Source organism: Actinocorallia libanotica, assembly GCF_039525175.1.
Classification (GTDB): domain Bacteria; phylum Actinomycetota; class Actinomycetes; order Streptosporangiales; family Streptosporangiaceae; genus Actinocorallia; species Actinocorallia libanotica.
The window spans coordinates 76348-94513 of the sequence record NZ_BAAAHH010000027.1 but is presented as its reverse complement, the minus strand read 5'-3'; the positions used below and the strand labels follow the sequence as shown (position 1 = coordinate 94513).

Sequence of the window (18166 nt, the reverse complement as noted above, 5' to 3'; positions counted from 1 at the left end):
CTATGCCGGGAGATAAATCGTTTGCCCTGCCCCGGCACATCGCATAGCTTCGAGTCACGCAGGAAAGGAGGTGGTCCACAACATGATTCATGCGAGGACTTGCGAGGTGGCTGCTCGCTAGGAGCGCCCGCTCGGGACATGAGTCTCCTGGCGAATCTCCAGCAGACACCCGATCCCCGGACCGCCGTCCAGTCCTGACGGCTCCCACTCAGGGAATGGTCCGGGGATCGTCCTTTTCCCCGCCTACTGCGGCACTTTCTTCAGCTGCGCCGACATGTGCACCTGCAGCGGCTGCCCCTCGGCCGCCATCTCGTACACCCAGCCCAGGTCCCGCTCGGCCTCGCCATCCTTGGCCGGGAACAGGCCGTACAGCCGCTTGCCGGCGGTGACCTCCTTGGCGGTCCGCGTGCGCGCCACCACGTCGGTCGTCAGCTCCACCTTGTGGAAGGCCACCTCACCGGTGTAGATCTCCTGGATCCCCGTGGGGTGCGACAGCAGCACCTCCACCTCCCGGCCGCCCCCCGGCACGCGCCAGAAGCCCGTCTCCATGGCCAGCGCCCGCCCCTGCTTGAACTCCTCGTCCAGCAGCCAGGTGCGGCTCGTGTAGACCAGGTACGGCTTCCCCGTGTGCGTGAACGAGATCTGCTGCGTGAACCGGAACTGCTCGATCGTCGGGTAGTCCCCGATCCCGTCGCCCTCCCAGGTCCCCACCAGCCATTCCAGCGCCTTGAGGTCGGGATGCAGCTCATGCTCGAACACAATCTCCATGGCCCCAGCGTAGTGCTACCGCAACCGCCCCAAAGCCCTGATCAGCACCAGGCACCCCGCCACCACGAGCCCCAGCAGCCCCACCACCACGACCACGTTCACCATCCCCATCCCCCGAGCGTAACGGCAGACGCCGGACGCCCCGGGCACCTGGAGGTGCCCGGGGCGTCCGGCGTTCAGACGGGGACTAGCGGCCGTACTGGCCGAAGTCGTACTCCTCCAGGGGGACGGCTTCGCCGGAGCCCGTGCCGAAGGTGTACTCGCCCGCGTCGTCGTAGGAGCCGACGCTGTAGACGGCGGCCTTGGCCTCCTCGGTGGGCTCGACCCGGACGTTGCGGTACTGGGGCATGCCAGTGCCGGCCGGGATGAGCTTGCCGATGATGACGTTCTCCTTGAGGCCCAGCAGGGAGTCGCTCTTGGAGTGCATGGCGGCCTCGGTCAGGACGCGGGTCGTCTCCTGGAAGGAGGCGGCCGACAGCCAGGACTCGGTGGCGAGCGACGCCTTGGTGATGCCCATCAGGACCGGACGACCGGCGGCGGGGCCGCCGCCCTCGGCCACGACCTGGCGGTTGGTGCGCTCGAAGATCGGGCGCTCCACCAGGTCGCCCGGCAGCAGCTGGGTGTCGCCGGCCTCCAGCACGTTCACGCGCTTGAGCATCTGCCGGACGATGATCTCGATGTGCTTGTCGTGGATCGACACACCCTGCGACCGGTAGACCTCCTGGACCTCCTGGACCAGGTGGAGCTGCACGGCGCGCGGGCCGAGGATGCGCAGCACCTCGTGCGGGTTGACCGCGCCCTTGATCAGCTGCTGGCCGACCTCGACGTGGGCTCCCTCGAAGATGCCGTCCTCGAAGCGCGAACGCATCGACACCGGGTAGGCGATCTCGTCCGAGCCGTCGTCCGGAACGATGATGATCTTCCGGGTGCGGTCGGTCTCGTCGATCTTGACCCGGCCCGCGACCTCGGTGATCGGGGCGACGCCCTTGGGGATGCGCGCCTCGAACAGCTCGGTGACACGGGGCAGACCGTGCGTGATGTCGCCGCCGGCCACACCACCGGTGTGGAAGGTGCGCATCGTCAGCTGGGTGCCGGGCTCACCGATGGACTGCGCGGCGATGATGCCGACGGCCTCACCGACGTCCACCCGCTTGCCGGTGGCCAGCGAGCGGCCGTAGCAGGCGGCGCAGACACCGATCTTGGCCTCGCAGACCAGGGCGCTGCGGGTGCGGACCTCCTCGACGCCGGCCTCGATCAGCCGGTTGATCACCGCGTCGGACAGGTCGGTGTCGGCCGGGAAGATGACCGTCCCGTCGACCACGATGTCCACCGCGATGGTCCGGCCGATGAGGCTGGACTCCGAGACGCCCAGCTTGACCAGCGAGCCGTCCGCGGCCCGGTCGTTCTCGGCGATCCGGAACGGGATGGTGCGGTCGGTGCCGCAGTCCACCTCGCGCACGATGACGTCCTGCGCGACGTCCACCAGACGACGGGTCAGGTAACCCGAGTCGGCGGTCCGCAGCGCGGTGTCGGCCAGACCCTTGCGGGCGCCGTGCGTGGAGATGAAGTACTCCAGGACGGTCAGGCCCTCGCGGAAGGAGGACTTGATCGGCCGCGGGATGGTCTCGCCCTTGGGGTTGGAGACCAGGCCGCGCATACCGGAGATCTGCCGGACCTGCATCGGGTTACCGCGGGCGCCCGAGTTGACCATCATCCAGATGGGGTTGTTCGGGTTGCTCTTGAACTCGTCCATCATGTCGTTCGCGACCTCGGTGGTCGCGTGCGTCCAGATCTCGATGAGTTCCTGGCGGCGCTCGTCGTCGGTGATCAGGCCCCGCTCGTACTCGCGCTGCACCTTCTCGGCGCGGCGCTCGTACCCGGAGAGGATCTCGCCCTTGTTCGGCGGCGCGATGACGTCGTCGATGGAGATCGTGACACCGGAACGGGTGGCCCAGTGGAAACCGGCGGCCTTGAGCGCGTCCAGCGCCGCGGCGACCTCGACCTTGGGGTAGGTCTCGGCGAGCTCGTTCACGATCGCCGACAGCTGCTTCTTGCCCACCTCATAGTTGATGAAGGGGTAGTCCGCGGGCAGCGTCTCGTTGAACAGGGCGCGGCCCAGCGTGGTCTCCAGCCGGAACGGACGGCCGGCCTCATAACCCTCGGGCGCGACCCAGCCGCGCGGCGGCACCGCGTCGGTGAAGCGGATCTGGACCTTCGCCTGGAGCGAGAGCTCGTCCCGGTCGTAGGCCATGATCGCCTCGGCCACGCTGGTGAAGGTGCGGCCCTCGCCGGCCGCGCCCTCCCGCTCGCCGGTCAGCCAGTACAGGCCGATCACCATGTCCTGGGTGGGCATGGTCACGGGCTTGCCGTCGGACGGCTTGAGGATGTTGTTGGTCGAGAGCATCAGGATCCGCGCCTCGGCCTGGGCCTCGGCCGACAGCGGCAGGTGCACCGCCATCTGGTCGCCGTCGAAGTCCGCGTTGAACGCGGTGCAGACCAACGGGTGGATCTGGATGGCCTTGCCCTCGACCAGCTGCGGCTCGAAGGCCTGGATGCCCAGGCGGTGCAGGGTGGGCGCGCGGTTGAGCAGCACCGGGTGCTCGGTGATGACCTCTTCCAGCACGTCCCACACGACCGGGCGGGCCCGCTCGACCATGCGCTTGGCGCTCTTGATGTTCTGCGCGTGGTTCAGGTCGACCAGGCGCTTCATCACGAACGGCTTGAACAGCTCCAGCGCCATCTGCTTGGGCAGACCGCACTGGTGCAGCTTCAGCTGCGGGCCGACGACGATGACCGAGCGGCCGGAGTAGTCGACGCGCTTGCCCAGCAGGTTCTGGCGGAAGCGGCCCTGCTTGCCCTTCAGCATGTCGCTGAGGGACTTCAGGGGCCGGTTGCCCGGACCGGTGACGGGGCGGCCGCGGCGGCCGTTGTCGAACAGGGCGTCGACGGCCTCCTGAAGCATGCGCTTCTCGTTGTTCACGATGATCTCGGGCGCGCCGAGGTCGAGGAGGCGCTTGAGCCGGTTGTTCCGGTTGATCACGCGGCGGTACAGGTCGTTGAGGTCGGAGGTCGCGAAGCGGCCGCCGTCCAGCTGCACCATCGGACGCAGGTCCGGCGGGATCACCGGGATGCAGTCCAGCACCATGCCCAGCGGGCTGTTGGTGGTGTTGAGGAACGCCGAGACGACCTTCAGCCGCTTGAGGGCGCGCGCCTTCTTCTGGCCCTTGCCCGAGCGGATGATCTCGCGCAGCTTCTCGGCCTCGGCGTCGAGGTCGAAGTTCTGCAGGCGGGCCTGGATGGCCGCCGCGCCCATGCCGCCGGAGAAGTACTTGCCGAAGCGGTCGCGCATCTCGCGGTAGAGCATCTCGTCGCCCTCGAGGTCCTGGACCTTGAGGTTCTTGAAACGCGTCCACACCTCGTCGAGGCGGTCGATCTCGCGCTGCGCGCGGTCGCGCAGCTGCTTCATCTCCCGCTCGGCGCCCTCGCGGACCTTGCGGCGCTGGTCGGCCTTGGCACCGGCCGCCTCCAGCTCCGCGAGGTCGGACTCCAGCTTCTGCTGGCGGGCCTCGACGTCGCTGTCACGGCGCTGCTCCAGCTGCTGGCGCTCGACGGAGACGTGCGCCTCCAGCGTCGGCAGGTCACGGTCGCGACGCTCGACGTCGACGCTCGTGATCATGTAGGCCGCGAAGTAGATGATCTTCTCGAGGTCCTTCGGGGCCAGGTCCAGCAGGTAGCCCAGCCGCGAGGGAACGCCCTTGAAGTACCAGATGTGGGTGACCGGGGCGGCGAGCTCGATGTGGCCCATCCGCTCGCGGCGCACCTTGGCCCGGGTCACCTCGACGCCGCAGCGCTCGCAGATGATGCCCTTGAACCGGACGCGCTTGTACTTGCCGCAGTAGCACTCCCAGTCCCGGGTCGGACCGAAGATCTTCTCGCAGAAGAGCCCGTCCTTTTCCGGCTTGAGGGTCCGGTAGTTGATGGTCTCAGGCTTCTTCACCTCGCCGTGCGACCACTGACGGATGTCGTCGGCGGTCGCGAGGCCGATGCGAAGTTCGTCGAAGAAGTTGACGTCTAGCACTGGCTCCCCTCTCAGACTTCCTCGACGCTGGACGGCTCACGCCGAGACAGGTCGATGCCCAGCTCTTCCGCGGCCCGGAACACGTCCTCGTCGGTGTCCCTGAGCTCGATGTTCATGCCATCACTGGACAGAACCTCAACGTTCAGGCACAGCGACTGCATTTCCTTGATGAGGACCTTGAAGGACTCGGGAATGCCGGGTTCCGGAATGTTCTCGCCCTTGACGATCGCCTCGTAGACCTTCACGCGGCCCAGGACGTCGTCGGACTTGATCGTCAGCAGCTCCTGGAGGGCGTAGGCGGCGCCGTAAGCCTCCAGCGCCCACACCTCCATCTCACCGAAGCGCTGGCCGCCGAACTGCGCCTTACCGCCCAGCGGCTGCTGGGTGATCATCGAGTACGGGCCGGTCGAACGCGCGTGGATCTTGTCGTCCACGAGGTGGAGCAGCTTGAGGATGTAGATGTAGCCGACCGAGATCGGGTCCTTGAACGGCTCGCCGGAGCGGCCGTCGAACAGCCGCGCCTTACCGCCGGGGCCGACCATGCGGTCGCCGTCGCGGTTGGGGATCGTGCTGCCCAGCAGACCCTGGACGTCCTCCTGGTGCGCGCCGTCGAAGACCGGCGTGGCCGTGTTGGTCCACGGCTCGGCCTCGTCCAGGCCGATGGCCTTGAGCTGGCGCTTCCAGTCCTCGTCGTCGCCCTCGATCTTCCAGCCGCGGGAGGCGACCCAGCCCAGGTGCGTCTCCAGGACCTGGCCGACGTTCATACGGCCCGGAACGCCCAGCGGGTTCAGGACGATGTCGACCGGGGTGCCGTCCTCCAGGAACGGCATGTCCTCGACGGGGAGCACCTTGGAGATGACGCCCTTGTTGCCGTGGCGGCCGGCGAGCTTGTCACCGTCGGTGATCTTGCGCTTCTGCGCCACGTAGACGCGGACCAGCTCGTTGACGCCCGGGGGCAGCTCGTCGCCGTCCTCGCGCGAGAACACGCGGACGCCGATGACCTTGCCGGACTCGCCGTGCGGGACCTTCAGCGAGGTGTCGCGCACCTCGCGCGCCTTCTCACCGAAGATCGCGCGCAGCAGCCGCTCCTCGGGGGTCAGCTCGGTCTCGCCCTTGGGCGTGACCTTGCCGACGAGGATGTCGCCGGTGACGACGTCGGCGCCGATGCGGATGATGCCGCGCTCGTCGAGGTCGGCCAGCACCTCCTCGGAGACGTTCGGGATGTCCCGGGTGATCTCCTCGGGGCCCAGCTTGGTGTCGCGGGCGTCGACCTCGTGCTCCTCGATGTGGATCGAGGACAGGACGTCGTCCTGCACGAGGCGCTGCGACAGGATGATCGCGTCCTCGTAGTTGTGGCCCTCCCACGGCATGAACGCCACGAGGAGGTTCTTGCCCAGCGCCATCTCGCCCTGGTCGGTGCAGGGGCCGTCGGCCAGCACCTGGCCGGCCTCGACCCGCGCGCCCTCGTCGACGATCGGCTTCTGGTTGAAGCAGGTGCCCTGGTTGGAGCGCTTGAACTTGGCGACGCGGTAGGTCTGGCGGGTGCCGTCGTCGTTCATGACGGTCACGTAGTCCGCGGAGACCTCCTCGACGACGCCCGCCTTCTCGGCGGTGATCACGTCGCCGGCGTCGGTCGCGGCGCGGTACTCCATGCCGGTGCCCACCAGCGGCGCCTCGCTGCGCAGCAGCGGGACGGACTGGCGCTGCATGTTGGAGCCCATGAGCGCGCGGTTGGCGTCGTCGTGCTCCAGGAACGGGATCATCGCGGTGGCGACCGAGGTCATCTGCCGCGCGGAGACGTCCATGTAGTCGACCTCGCTGGCGCGCGCCAGTTCGGTCTCACCGCCCTTGGTGCGCACCAGGACCCGGTCCTCGGCGAAGGAGCCGTCGGTGTTGAGCAGCGAGTTGGCCTGCGCCTTGACGTACCTGTCCTCCTCGTCGGCGGTCAGGTAGTCGATCTGGTCGGTGACCTTGCCGTCGACGACCTTGCGGTACGGGGTCTCGATGAACCCGAACGGGTTGACCCGGCCGAAGGCGGCCAGCGAGCCGATCAGGCCGATGTTCGGGCCTTCCGGCGTCTCGATCGGGCACATGCGGCCGTAGTGCGACGGGTGGACGTCGCGGACCTCCATGCCGGCGCGCTCGCGGGACAGACCGCCGGGGCCCAGCGCCGACAGGCGGCGCTTGTGGGTCAGGCCCGCCAGCGGGTTGGTCTGGTCCATGAACTGCGACAGCTGCGAGGTGCCGAAGAACTCCTTGATCGACGCCACGACCGGGCGGATGTTGATCAGGGTCTGCGGGGTGATCGCCTCGACGTCCTGGGTGGTCATCCGCTCGCGGACGACGCGCTCCATGCGGGCCAGGCCCAGGCGCACCTGGTTCTGGATGAGCTCGCCGACCGAGCGCAGGCGCCGGTTGCCGAAGTGGTCGATGTCGTCGACCTCGACCGGGATGGTCCGGCCGTTCGGCGCCGTGCACTCCTCCTCGCCCGCGTGCAGGCGGACCAGGTACTCGATGGTGGAGACGATGTCGTCCTCGGTCATGGTGCCCTGGTTCATGTCCAGGTCCAGGCCGAGCTTCTTGTTCACCTTGTAGCGCCCGACCTTGGCCATGTCGTAGCGCTTGGGGTTGAAGTACAGGTTGTTCAGGAGCGTCTGCGCCGACTCCTTGGTCGGGGGCTCGCCCGGCCGGAGCTTGCGGTAGATGTCCAGGAGCGCCTCGTCCTGCCCGGAGGTGTGGTCCTTCTCCAGGGTGATGTTCATCGACTCATAGGAGCCGAAGCGCTCGCGGATGCGCGCCTCGTCCCAGCCGAGCGCCTTGAGCAGGACGGTGACGCCCTGCTTGCGCTTGCGGTCGATGCGCACGCCGACGTTGTCACGCTTGTCGATCTCGAACTCGAGCCACGCGCCCCGGGACGGGATGACCTTGCAGCCGTAGATGTCCTTGTCGGAGGTCTTGTCCAGCTGACGGTCGAAATAGACACCGGGCGACCGCACGAGCTGCGACACGACGACGCGCTCGGTGCCGTTGATGATGAAGGTGCCCTTGGGCGTCATGAGCGGGAAGTCGCCCATGAACACCGTCTGGCTCTTGATCTCACCGGTGGTGTTGTTGATGAACTCCGCCGTGACGAACATCGGGGCGGAGTAGGTCATGTCCTTGTCCTTGCACTCATCGACTGAGTACTTGGGCGGCTCGAACCGGTGGTCGCGGAACGAGAGGGACATGGTCCCGGAGAAGTCCTCGATGGGACTGATCTCTTCGAAGATCTCTTCGAGACCCGACTGGGTGGGTACATCCCTACGGCCCGCATCCTGAGCCGCCTTGACCCGGGACTTCCACCGCTCGTTGCCGAGCAGAGTGTCGAACGACTCTGTCTGGAGAGCGAGGAGATCGGGTACTTCAAGCGGTTCGTTGATGCGCGCGAAGGAGACGCGGTTCGGACCGGTCAGGGTCTTCGAGGCGTTGCGCGAGGCTGCCAAGAGTGGTCCTTCCGAGGGCTCGCGGCGGACTGTCGACGTGCACGCCAATGCATCCCCGAAAAACCCGTGACGCGTGGTTGACGACTTGGCTCTGGGAATCGCCGGAGACCGGGTCGCGGCACCAAGATCACGGCATGGTTGCACGGAGGATAGCTAAAGGGCAGCGCAAAGGGGCAGTGTAGCCGAGTGCTACACCGCTGGCAAGCCTACGTTCGCTATGCACATCACAGTTGCCTCGCAGCATCGTCCCTCAGGGCGACCAAGTCAAGGCCGCACAGGGACTTTTCGGGCCCTGAGCAGCAGTGACAAGGCTCATAGTTTGGAGACGAGCATCACATGGAATAACCATAAATCACCCCGAAAACCGGTCGGGCCGCCCCTCCACGAGAGAGAGGCGACCCAAGGACCGCTAAAAAGATCTTGACCGTGCCGAGATGGCCTCAGCCCAGGATGTCCAGCTTGGACACCAGCCATTCCCCATCTTTGTGCACCATAGTCAGCAGAAGCCGGTGCTGCTCGATGTGGGCGTCGGCGTCCTTCCTGGTGGTCTGCTGGTTGAGGAAGACCAGAACCTTGACCTGACCCTTGCTCACCGAGGCCACGCCGGCCTTGCTGGTGAGCCCGACGGTGACGGCCTCCTGCGCCGGAGCGCTCTCCAGGAGCTTGACCGCGCTCTTCTCGTAGGCCTCCCGGAAGTCACCGGTGGTCTCGCCCAGGACCTGCTTGGTGTCGCTCTCGATGGTCCGGTAGTCCCACGAGGAGATGTGCTGGGCGGTCGCCGCCGCCGTCCGCACCGCCTTGTCGACCTCGTCCTTGGAGACGACCTCCCCCGAGCCGGTCCGCAGCACGAAGGTCCCGGCCGCCAGGCCGATCACGACCACCGCCGAGGCGATCACCGACCACAGCGGGGCGTCCCGGCGGACCCGCGCGGGGCGGAGCGCCTTCTTCTTCGGCTTCTCCGGCTTCCCGGCCTTGCGCGCCTTCTTCTTCGCCCCTGTGGCCTTCCCGGAACCGGCCTCGCCGGCCTCCGCCTCCTCGGCGTCCCCGGCCTCCTCCGCGTCCTGGGCGGCCTCGGCGTCCTCTTCCTTTTCGGCGCCCTCGGCGTCCCCGGGCTCTTCGGCGTCCTCGGCGTCCTTCTTGGACTCCTCGGACTCCTCGGCGTCCTTCACGGACCCCTCGGCCTCTTCGGACTCCTCGATCTCGACCAGCGGGAGCTGCCCGTCGACGATCTCCTCGGCCGGCCCGGCCGTCCCGTCCCCGGTCTCCTCGGGCAGGTCCTTGTCCTGGAGCTTGTCGAGCTTCACTGGATCACTCCGAACTTCGAGGCCAGCCACTTCCCGTCGATCTTGCTCATCTCGATCAGGAAGCGCATGTTGCGGGGGGTGCCGTTGGGCACGGACGGGCTGGTGACGACCGCGGACACCGCGACGATCACCTCGGCCGAGTCGTCGTCGTAGTCGGTGACGCCGGCGCTGAGGACCTGCGCCTGGGAGGACGCCTGGTTCTTGGTGATCTCCTCGATGAACGTCTTGGTCTGCGCGGCGTACTGGTCCTTGAACGTCCCGGTGCTGCCGCTGAGGACCCGCTCGGTGTCCTTCTCGATCGTCTTGTGGTCCATCGACATCAGGTTCAGCCCGACCTGGCGGGCGGCCTGGAGGATGGCGTCACGGTCGTCCGCCGCGCTCGCGGCCGCGATCCTCTCGGCGGCGGGCGGGTAGATCCCGCCGCCGAGCAGCCCGAGGGCGACCACGGCGAGCACCGTCACCGTGATCGTCCTCCACCGGCCGCCGTCCTTCACGACAGCGGGCCCAGCAGCAGCCACTTCCACGACTCATCCCCCAACAGGCTCTTGGTTCCGCCGGAGGAACCGACGGTGTAGGTCACTCCGTCCGGGCCGACGTATTTGCCGGACGTCGGATCGTAACCGGTCACGAAGACCGATTTGGTCGAGTTCGTCTGGTACACCGGACGGCTCTCCTCCCCGTCCGTCCCGGCGTTGCGGGTGCTGGCCGCGGGCGGCTCGCCGGCGCCGTCCAGCGTGCCGGGGGGCAGCTTCAGGTACGGCCGCGCCTCGGGGGCGTTGCGCGCGCCGCGGACCGCGGTCTGGGACTTCTTCGGCGCGGCGCAGCCGATGTCGGTGCGCGCCGGGATCTCCTTGGTGTCCTGCGGCCAGCGCGGCTTGGTCTTCTCGTAGCCCTCGGTGCAGGGGGCGGGGCTGTCGATGTTCAGGGCCAGGCCCATGTGCTGGTAGCCGTCGCCCGGCAGGATCGTCTGCGAGCCGGCCACCGTGAACGGCAGCGAGATCAGCAGGGAGCGGATCGCGTCCTGGTCGGCGGTGAGCACCTGGCCGGTGCTGGACAGGTTGGCCAGCAGCACCGGGAGGTCGTCCGACAGGCCGTCCACCAGCCTGTCGATCTGCACGGTCGCCGGAACGGTGGCGTCGACCGTCTCCCGGATGTTGCCGTCGTTCTCCCGGATCGTGTCCGTGAGGTCGGCCAGCTCCCGGGCGAACGCCTTGATCGAGGAGCCCTTGTCCTTCTGGGTGTTCAGCACGATCTTGCTGTTGTCCAGCAGGTCGCGGGTGGTCTCGAAGTTCTCGTCCATCTCCCGGATGATCTTGCCGCTGTCGTCGATGATCGACTGCAGGTCCGAGCCGGAGCCGTTGAACGCCTTGTCCAGCTCGTCGACGATCGTCCGCAGGTCCTCGGTGTCGACCGAGGAGACGGTCTTGTCGACGTTGATCAGCAGGTCGGAGGTCTTGACCGGGATCCGGGTGTTGGCCGCGGGGATCGTGTGGACGCCGCCCTCGTCGAGGAAGGGCCCGTCGTCCGACCGCGGCTGCAGGTCGATGTACTGCTCGCCGACCGCGGAGCGGTTGGCGACCACCGCGAGGGTGTCGCGGGGGATCCGGGCGCCCTTCTCGATCTCCATCTCGATCCGGACGCCGCCCGGGACGAGCTTGATCGGGCCGACCCGGCCCACCGTCACGCCGCGGTAGGTCACCTCGGAGTTGGTGAAGGCGCCGCCGGAGTCGGGCAGCTCCACGTAGGCGGTGTAGGTGCGGTCGAACAGCGAGCCGCCCACCCCGATGTACCGGACCGCCGTGTAGGTCACGCCCAGCACGGTGATGATCGCGAAGACCAGCAGCTGGATCTTGACGCCACGCTTGAGGATCATGAAAGGCCTCCCAGGACCAGGGAGTCCACCTCGGTGTCGGTGTCCATCCCGATGGTGGGCAGCGGCGAGCCGCCGAATCCCGGCTCGTCGCCGGCGCCCAGCACGCCGGGCGGGGTCTGGGAGATGCTGACGCCCGGCGGCGACAGCAGATCACGCAGCGCCTCGCCCTGCTTCTTCGCCGACTTCTTCAGCGCCGGATCGAGGTCGGTGCCCGTCAGCAGGTTGTGCGCGAGCTCCTCCATGTCGAGGGAGACCGTCATGTTCATGTTGGCGAAGTCGCCGCGCACCGTGTTGTTGAAGGCCGGGGTGAACGGATAGGTGAAGAGGCTGCCCAGGTTCTCCGGCAGCTTCTTGCCGTTCTTGTTGAGGTTCTTCAGGACCGGCTGGAGGTTCTTCAGGTTGGCCAGCAGGTCCTTCTTGGAGCGGGTGACGACGCTGGTGGTCACGTCGCCGAGCTTGGAGAGGCTGACCAGCATCTTGGTGAGGTCCTCGCGGTTCTCCTCGAGGATCGCCAGGGCCGGCTCGGTCTGCTCGATCGTGTCGGCGATCGTGCCCTTCTCGGCCTCCAGCTTCACCATCAGCCGGTCGATCTTGTCCAGCGCGTCGGTGATGGTGTGCCGCTGCCGGTCCAGGGTGCCCACGAACACGTCGACGCGCCGCAGCACCGACTTGATCGACTCCTCGCGGCCGGACAGCGCCGCGTTGAGCTCCTTGGTGATCGTGGAGACCTGCTCGATGCCGCCGCCGTTGAGCAGCAGCGACATCGCCGACAGCACCTCCTCCACCTCGGTGTTGCGCTGGGTCTGGTCGACCCGGATCACGTCCCCCTGGCCCAGCTCGCCGACCGGGCCCTGGGCGGGCGCCTTGAGGTCGATGAACTTCTCGCCCAGGAGGCTGGTCTGGGCGATGGTGGCCGTGGCGTTGTCGGGGAGCCTGGCGTCCTTGCTCAGCCGCACGGTCACCCGCGCCTGCCAGCCGTCCAGCTCGATCTTCTCGACCCGGCCGACGGAGACGTCGTTGACCTTGACCGTGGACTGGGGCACCAGGTCCAGCACGTTGGCGAAGTGGATCTTCACCTCGTAGGGGTCGTCGCCCAGGTCGGGGCCGCCGGGCAGCGGGATGGAGGAGACGCCCTGGAAACCGCAGCCGGTGAGGAGCAGGCTCCCTGCCAGGGCTAGGGCCAGCCGCTTCATGAGTTACCTCCCAGCAGGAGGCCGCCGAGGGTCTTGTCGGCGGGGCCGGAGTGGTTCGAGGTCGTCTTCTTGGCCGCCTTGTCGGACTTCTTGGCGTTCTTCTTCGGCTTGTTGGGGCCGTAGGCGTCCGGCGGCAGCGGCTCGGGGTCGTAGGTCGTGGTCAGCGCCGTGATCCACGAGATGTCCAGGTGCAGGTTCAGGCCCAGTCCGCCGGAGATCGGCTTCATGGTCTCCAGGCACTCGTCCGCCGGGGTGCCCAGCGAGTAGGCCAGCGAGCAGATCCAGTCCGCCGGGTTCTTGAACTGCAGGAAGTTGGTGCGGGTGTGCAGCGTGCCGGAGATCGGGTCGTAGGCGCGCGTCATGTTGCTGATCGCCACCGGCGCCACCCGGACGAACTCGTCCAGCGACTCCTGCTGCTTCACCAGGATCGCGGTGACCTCGGCGAGGTCGTTGACGTTCGAGGAGAGCGCCTTGCGGTTGTCGCGGACGAAGGAGGTGACGTTCTTCAGCGTCGGGCCGAGGATCTGGAGCACCTGGCTCAGCTCCTCCTTCTCCCCGTTCAGCTGCGCCGAGACCTGCGCCAGGCGGTCGGTGAACTGCCGCACCGAGGTGTCGTTGTCGGCCAGGGCCTGGGTGATGCCCTCGAGGTTCTCGATCGAGGCGGTGATGTTCTCGCTGTTGTCGCCCAGCGTCGAGAGGACCTCGGCGGTGTCGCCGATGGTCCCGCGGATCTCCTCGCCGTTGCCGTCGAGGTTGCGGGCGGCGACCTCCAGCATCTTGGAGAGCGAGCCGTCGGCGTTCGCGCCCTCGGGGCCCAGCGCCTTGCTCAGCTCGTTGAGGCTGTTGGAGACCTGGTCGACCTCGACGGGCACCGCGGTGCGCGAGACGTCCAGCGTCGCCTTGTCCTGCAGGACGGCGCCGCTCTCGAACACCGGGGTGAGCTGGACGAACCGGTCGGAGACCAGCGACTGCGCGACGATGACCGCCTGCGCGTTCGCCGGGATCTTGTACTTGGCCTCGTAGTGCAGCTCGACGCGCACGGCCTCGCCGGCCGGGGTGACCTTGTCGACCTGCCCGACCGGGATGCCGAGGATCGTCACGTCGGCGCCCGCGTAGAGGCCGACGGTGTTGGTGAAGTACGCGGTGAGCCGTTTCACGGGGGTGCCCGGCCAGAACACCACCACGGCGGCCACTGCCATGACCACTACCGCGAGTGGCACCACGGCTTTGAAGAAAGTTCGCACTGGTGACCTCACGGAAGCAGCGGGAGGGAGCCGTTGCCGGACGACTTCTCGTTGGAGGACTTCTTCTTGTTCTTCGACGACGGCTTCTTCTCTTTGGAAGGGTCGCCGATGCTGGCGGGGAGCGGGATGAAGTTCTGGATGTAGGAGTCGAACCACCGGCCGGTGCCGGTGGCGTCGGCGAACTGCCGCGCGTACACCGCCATCAGCTGGAGCGACCTGTCCAGGTTGTCCCGGTTGTCGAGGAGGACCTTGGTGACCTTCTGCAGGTTGGCCAGCAGCGGCTTGATCTCGTCCTCGTTCTCGTCGATCACCGCGTTCAGCTGCTGGGCGAGCCGGTAGGTGTTCACCAGCAGCTGGTGGATCGTGTCCCGCCGGTTCTGCACCGCCTGGAGCAGCTTGTCGCCGTCCTGCATGAGCTTGACGAGTTCGTCGCTGCGCTCGTTGAGCACGCCGGTGACGTCCTTGGCGCGGATGAGCAGCTGGTTCAGCTCGTCGTCGCGCTTGGAGATCGTCTGGGAGATCCGGCGCAGGCCGCGCAGCGAGGCCTTGATCTCCTCCGGCGAGTTCTCGAACGTGGCGGACAGGGTGTCGAAGGACTCGGCGAGCTGGTCGGTGTCGATCGCGTCGATGTTCTTGCTCAGGTCCGCGATCGCCGGGACCACCTCGTACGGGGTGGAGGTGCGGGAGACGGGGATCGCCCGGTCCGGGTCCTGCCGACCCGCGCCCCGCGGGTCCACCGCGAGGAAGTGCGCGCCGAGCAGGGTCTTGATCTTGATGTCGATCTTGCTCTCGTCGCCGATCCGCACCCCGTCGTCGACCCGGAAGTCCACGCGCACCCGGTTGCCGTCCAGCTCCAGGCCGGTCACCTTGCCGACCTTGACCCCGGCGATGCGCACCTCCTCCCCCTCGCGCAGGCCCGCCGCCTCGGCGAAGTGCGCGTGGTAGGAGGTGGTGCCGCCGTGGAACAGCGGGATGGAGTCGAGGTTGAGCGCGACGGACAGGCCCACCGCGATACCGGTCAGCGCGGCGACACCCAGGACGGTCGGGTTCTTCTGACTGAACGGGACCTTCACTGCTTGCACCTCGCGTTGTCATTGACGATCTTCGGCGTGTAGTACGCCGGAGCGCCAGGCAGCACGATCCGCGCGTCCATGCTGCAGAGGTAGTAGTTGAACCAGGAGCCGTAGGACGAGGTACGGCCCAGCATCTCCAGCCGCTCGGTCGCCGACTTGATCGTCGTGTCGATCTGCTCGGACTCGCCGCCCAGCGTGCGGGTCAGCTCGCTCAGCCCGTCGATGTCGTTCTTGAGGGACGGGCGCGCCTCCTTGAGCAGGTCGGCCGTCACGTCGCCGAGGGTGTTCAGCGACTCCAGCGAGTCGAAGATCGCCTCCCGGTCGCCGGCCACCCCGCTGACGAAGCCCTGGAGCTCCTTGATCAGCCGGCTGGTCTGGTCGGTGCGGTCGGAGATCGTGCCCAGCACCTCGCTGAGGTTGGTGATGACCCGGCCGATGACCTCGTCCCGGTCGGCGAGGGTGTTGGTCAGCGACGCCACGTGGGTGAGCAGGCTGTTGATCGTCCCGCCCTCGCCCTGCAGCACCTTGATGATCTCGAAGGACAGCTGGTTGACGTCCTCGGCGTCCAGCGCCTTGAACAGCGGGCGGAAGCCGTTGAACAGCACGGTCAGGTCGAGCGCGGGCTCGGTCTGCTCGACCGGCAGGACGCCCTTCTCCCGCAGCATCTCGTTCGAGGTGCCCGGACCCTCCGACAGCGCCAGGTAGCGCTGGCCGATCAGGTTGCGGTAGCGGATCTGGGCGAGGCTGCCGCTGGGCAGGCCGGAGACGAACGGGCCGGTCCGGTCCAGGGTGAAGCGCACCTCCGCCAGGCTGCCCTTGTACAGCCTGACCTCGGTCACCTGCCCCATCCGGACGCCGGCCACCCGCACCTCGTCGCCCTCCAGCAGGCCGGTCGCGTCGGTGAAGATCGCGCCGTACTCGCGGGAGTCGGCGAACCGCACGTTGGCGATGGTGATAGCCAGCACGCCGGTGAGCAGCGAGGTCGCCAGGACGAACGCCAGCAGTTTGAGACCCGAGGCGAGGGTCTGCCTGTTCTCGCTCACTTGATGGTCACCACCGATCCGCTCGCCAGGGGGCCGAACAGGAGGGTCGCGAAGTCCGGGACGTCGGAGGCGTCCTGCTTCAGCACCGGCGCGACCACCGACTTCACGACGTCGTTCTGGGTGGCGCCCTCACCGGGCTGGACGAAGAGGTCGGTCATGCCGCGCTTCTTCCACCAGATGTCGTCCTCGGTGCCGTCCAGGGCGACGTAGTCGGGGAAGGGCACCTTGGGGTTGGGCAGGCCGTAGCACCGCGGCTTGCGGTAGTCGTTGGCCTCCGGCAGGTCCAGCGGGTTCTTGTAGGCCGGCCGCGGCTTCACGATCTCGATGTAGAGGTTGGACGACGGCCGGACGCCGTCGCCGAACGCCTCGTCCGCCCGGTCGATCATGAACGACATGCCGTCCAGGACGCAGGGGAACTGCGGCGAGTAGGTCGCCAGCAGCTTCACCACGTCCTTCGTCGCCATGTTCACGCCGATGATCTTGTTCCCGTTGTCCATCATGAACCGGGTCGTCTTCTCCGACGTCGAGGTGACCGCGGGGATGAGCGCCTCGATGGCCGCTTCCTTCTCCACGATCGTGTTGCTGGTGACGTTGAGGTTCTTCATCACCCGCACCAGGTCCGGCGTCGCGTCGGCGTAGATGTCGGAGACCTCGCCGAGCGCCTTCACGTCCGAGATGAAGGTGTCCAGCTCGGGGTTGACCTTGCCCAGCAGCGTGTTCAGCCGCTCCAGGTTCTCGCCGAGCTCGTCGCCCCGGCCCTCCAGGGCCGTCGCCACCGCGGTGAGCGTGGCGTTCAGCTTCTCCGGCTGGACCGCCTGCAGCAGCGGCATCAGGTTGTTGAGCACCTGGTCGATCTCGACGGACACCGCGGACTTGTCCTGGCGCAGCACCACGCCGTCGCGGACCGGCTCCGCCGGCTGCGCGGGGGTGGTGAGGTCGATGTACTTCTCGCCGAAGAGCGTCTTGGGCAGCAGCCGCCCCGTCGCGTTCGACGGGATGAACCGCGCCTTGTCCTGCTGGATCGCCAGGTCCATCACGGCGCCCTCGTCGGTGACGCTGATCTTGCGCACCTCGCCGACGATCAGGCCGCGGATCTTCACGTCCGAGTGCTCCAGCAGCTGCAGGCCCGCCCGGTCGCTGGTGAAGCGGACCTCCACCACCGGGGTGAAGGCGCGCTGGTAGAAGGCGATGCACAGCACCGTGAACAGCACGCAGACGACGAGGAAGACGATGCCGTACATGCGGAAGCGGAGTTTCTGCCCCATTCCGGGGGATGCATGGGTCATCGGTTATCCCGCCACTCTCACGCTCGTGCCGGCGCCCCAGATCGCCAGGCCCAGCAGCAGGTCCAGCACGTTCACCGTGATGATGCTCGTGCGGACCGCGCGGCCGACCGCCACGCCCACGCCGGCCGGGCCGCCGCTGGCGTTGTAGCCGTAGTAGCAGTGGATCAGCATGACCAGCGTGGCGAAGATCAGGACCTTCCCGAACGACCAGAGGATGTCCTCCGGTAGCAGGAAGAGGCCGAAGTAGTGGTCATAGGTGCCGGTCGACTGGCCGTAGACGTAGGTGACCATGAGCCGGGTGCCCAGGTAGGACGCCAGCAGGCCGATCACGTACAGCGGGATGACGGCGATCAGGCCGGCGATCAGCCGGGTGGAGACCAGGAACGGCAGCGAGGGAACCGCCATGACCTCCAGCGCGTCGATCTCGTCGGAGATGCGCATCGCGCCGAGCTGGGCGGTGAAGCCGCATCCCACCGTCGCCGACAACGCCAGGGCGCTGACCAGCGGGGCCAGCTCCCGGGTGTTGAAGTAGGAGGAGATGAAGCCGGTGAAGGCCGCCGAGCCGATCTGGTTGAGGGCGTTGAAGCCCTGCAGGCCGACCTCGGTCCCGGTCAGGAAGGTCATGAAACCGACGATCGCCGCCGAGCCGCCGACCACCGCCAGGCCGCCGGTGCCGAGCGAGACCTCGGCCAGCAGCCGCAGCACCTCGGCCCGGTAGCGGGTCGCGGCCCGGAAGAACCAGGCGAAGGCGCGCGCGTAGAAGGAGAGCTGCTGGCCGAGGTCGTCCAGCCGCTCCATGGGCTTGCTCAGGGGAGTGGACAC

12 protein-coding genes are annotated in these 18166 nt (G+C 67.6%); all 12 read right to left on the bottom strand.

All coding sequences use genetic code 11. The features are described 5' to 3' along the window. Nucleotides 1-243: 243 nt before the first annotated feature. Nucleotides 244-768, bottom strand: coding sequence for a heme-binding beta-barrel domain-containing protein (locus ABD140_RS28010; RefSeq protein WP_344244003.1), 525 nt, complete (start codon nucleotides 766-768; stop codon nucleotides 244-246). A 187-nt stretch (nucleotides 769-955) separates the two neighbouring features. Next, on the bottom strand, nucleotides 956-4846 hold the full coding sequence (locus ABD140_RS28005; protein WP_344244002.1) for a DNA-directed RNA polymerase subunit beta': 3891 nt from the start codon (nucleotides 4844-4846) through the stop codon (nucleotides 956-958). 11 nt (nucleotides 4847-4857) lie between these two features. Next, nucleotides 4858-8328, bottom strand: a complete 3471-nt coding sequence (rpoB, locus tag ABD140_RS28000; RefSeq protein ID WP_344244001.1) for a DNA-directed RNA polymerase subunit beta — start codon at nucleotides 8326-8328, stop codon at nucleotides 4858-4860. A 440-nt stretch (nucleotides 8329-8768) separates the two neighbouring features. Next, nucleotides 8769-9632, bottom strand: a complete 864-nt coding sequence (locus ABD140_RS27995; RefSeq protein WP_344244000.1) for a hypothetical protein — start codon at nucleotides 9630-9632, stop codon at nucleotides 8769-8771. Further along, nucleotides 9629-10093, bottom strand: coding sequence for a hypothetical protein (locus ABD140_RS27990; protein ID WP_344243999.1), 465 nt, complete (start codon nucleotides 10091-10093; stop codon nucleotides 9629-9631). Before ABD140_RS27990 ends, ABD140_RS27995 begins: the two co-directional genes overlap by 4 nt. A gap of 29 nt (nucleotides 10094-10122) precedes the next feature. Beyond that, the gene (locus tag ABD140_RS27985) at nucleotides 10123-11505 is read right to left on the bottom strand and encodes an MCE family protein (RefSeq protein ID WP_344243998.1); all 1383 of its coding nucleotides are present in this window, start codon (nucleotides 11503-11505) and stop codon (nucleotides 10123-10125) included. Continuing rightward, nucleotides 11502-12698, bottom strand: coding sequence for an MCE family protein (locus ABD140_RS27980; RefSeq protein ID WP_344243997.1), 1197 nt, complete (start codon nucleotides 12696-12698; stop codon nucleotides 11502-11504). The genes ABD140_RS27985 and ABD140_RS27980 overlap by 4 nt, the downstream gene beginning before the upstream one ends. After that, on the bottom strand, nucleotides 12695-13918 hold the full coding sequence (locus ABD140_RS27975; protein WP_344243996.1) for an MCE family protein: 1224 nt from the start codon (nucleotides 13916-13918) through the stop codon (nucleotides 12695-12697). The genes ABD140_RS27980 and ABD140_RS27975 overlap by 4 nt, the downstream gene beginning before the upstream one ends. A 32-nt stretch (nucleotides 13919-13950) precedes the next feature. Further along, nucleotides 13951-15015 carry an MCE family protein gene (locus ABD140_RS27970; protein ID WP_344243995.1) on the bottom strand — a complete coding sequence of 355 codons (1065 nt, stop codon included), beginning with the start codon at nucleotides 15013-15015 and terminating at the stop codon, nucleotides 13951-13953. Next, nucleotides 15012-16058: an MCE family protein gene (locus tag ABD140_RS27965; protein WP_344243994.1), complete on the bottom strand. Its 1047-nt coding sequence runs from the start codon at nucleotides 16056-16058 to the stop codon at nucleotides 15012-15014. Before ABD140_RS27965 ends, ABD140_RS27970 begins: the two co-directional genes overlap by 4 nt. Next, nucleotides 16055-17344, bottom strand: coding sequence for an MCE family protein (locus tag ABD140_RS27960; RefSeq protein WP_344243993.1), 1290 nt, complete (start codon nucleotides 17342-17344; stop codon nucleotides 16055-16057). Before ABD140_RS27960 ends, ABD140_RS27965 begins: the two co-directional genes overlap by 4 nt. Before the next feature lie 3 nt (nucleotides 17345-17347). After that, nucleotides 17348-18166 carry an MlaE family ABC transporter permease gene (locus ABD140_RS27955; RefSeq protein WP_425544159.1) on the bottom strand — a complete coding sequence of 273 codons (819 nt, stop codon included), beginning with the start codon at nucleotides 18164-18166 and terminating at the stop codon, nucleotides 17348-17350.

What these genes read in the sequence shown, in the direction of transcription:
- ABD140_RS28010 (WP_344244003.1), bottom strand. Translation starts at nt 768, where the DNA reads ATGGAGATTGTGTTCGAGCATGAGCTGCATCCCGACCTCAAGGCGCTG.
- ABD140_RS27985 (WP_344243998.1), bottom strand. Translation starts at nt 11,505, where the DNA reads ATGATCCTCAAGCGTGGCGTCAAGATCCAGCTGCTGGTCTTCGCGATC.
- ABD140_RS27980 (WP_344243997.1), bottom strand. Translation starts at nt 12,698, where the DNA reads ATGAAGCGGCTGGCCCTAGCCCTGGCAGGGAGCCTGCTCCTCACCGGC.
- ABD140_RS27960 (WP_344243993.1), bottom strand. Translation starts at nt 17,344, where the DNA reads ATGACCCATGCATCCCCCGGAATGGGGCAGAAACTCCGCTTCCGCATG.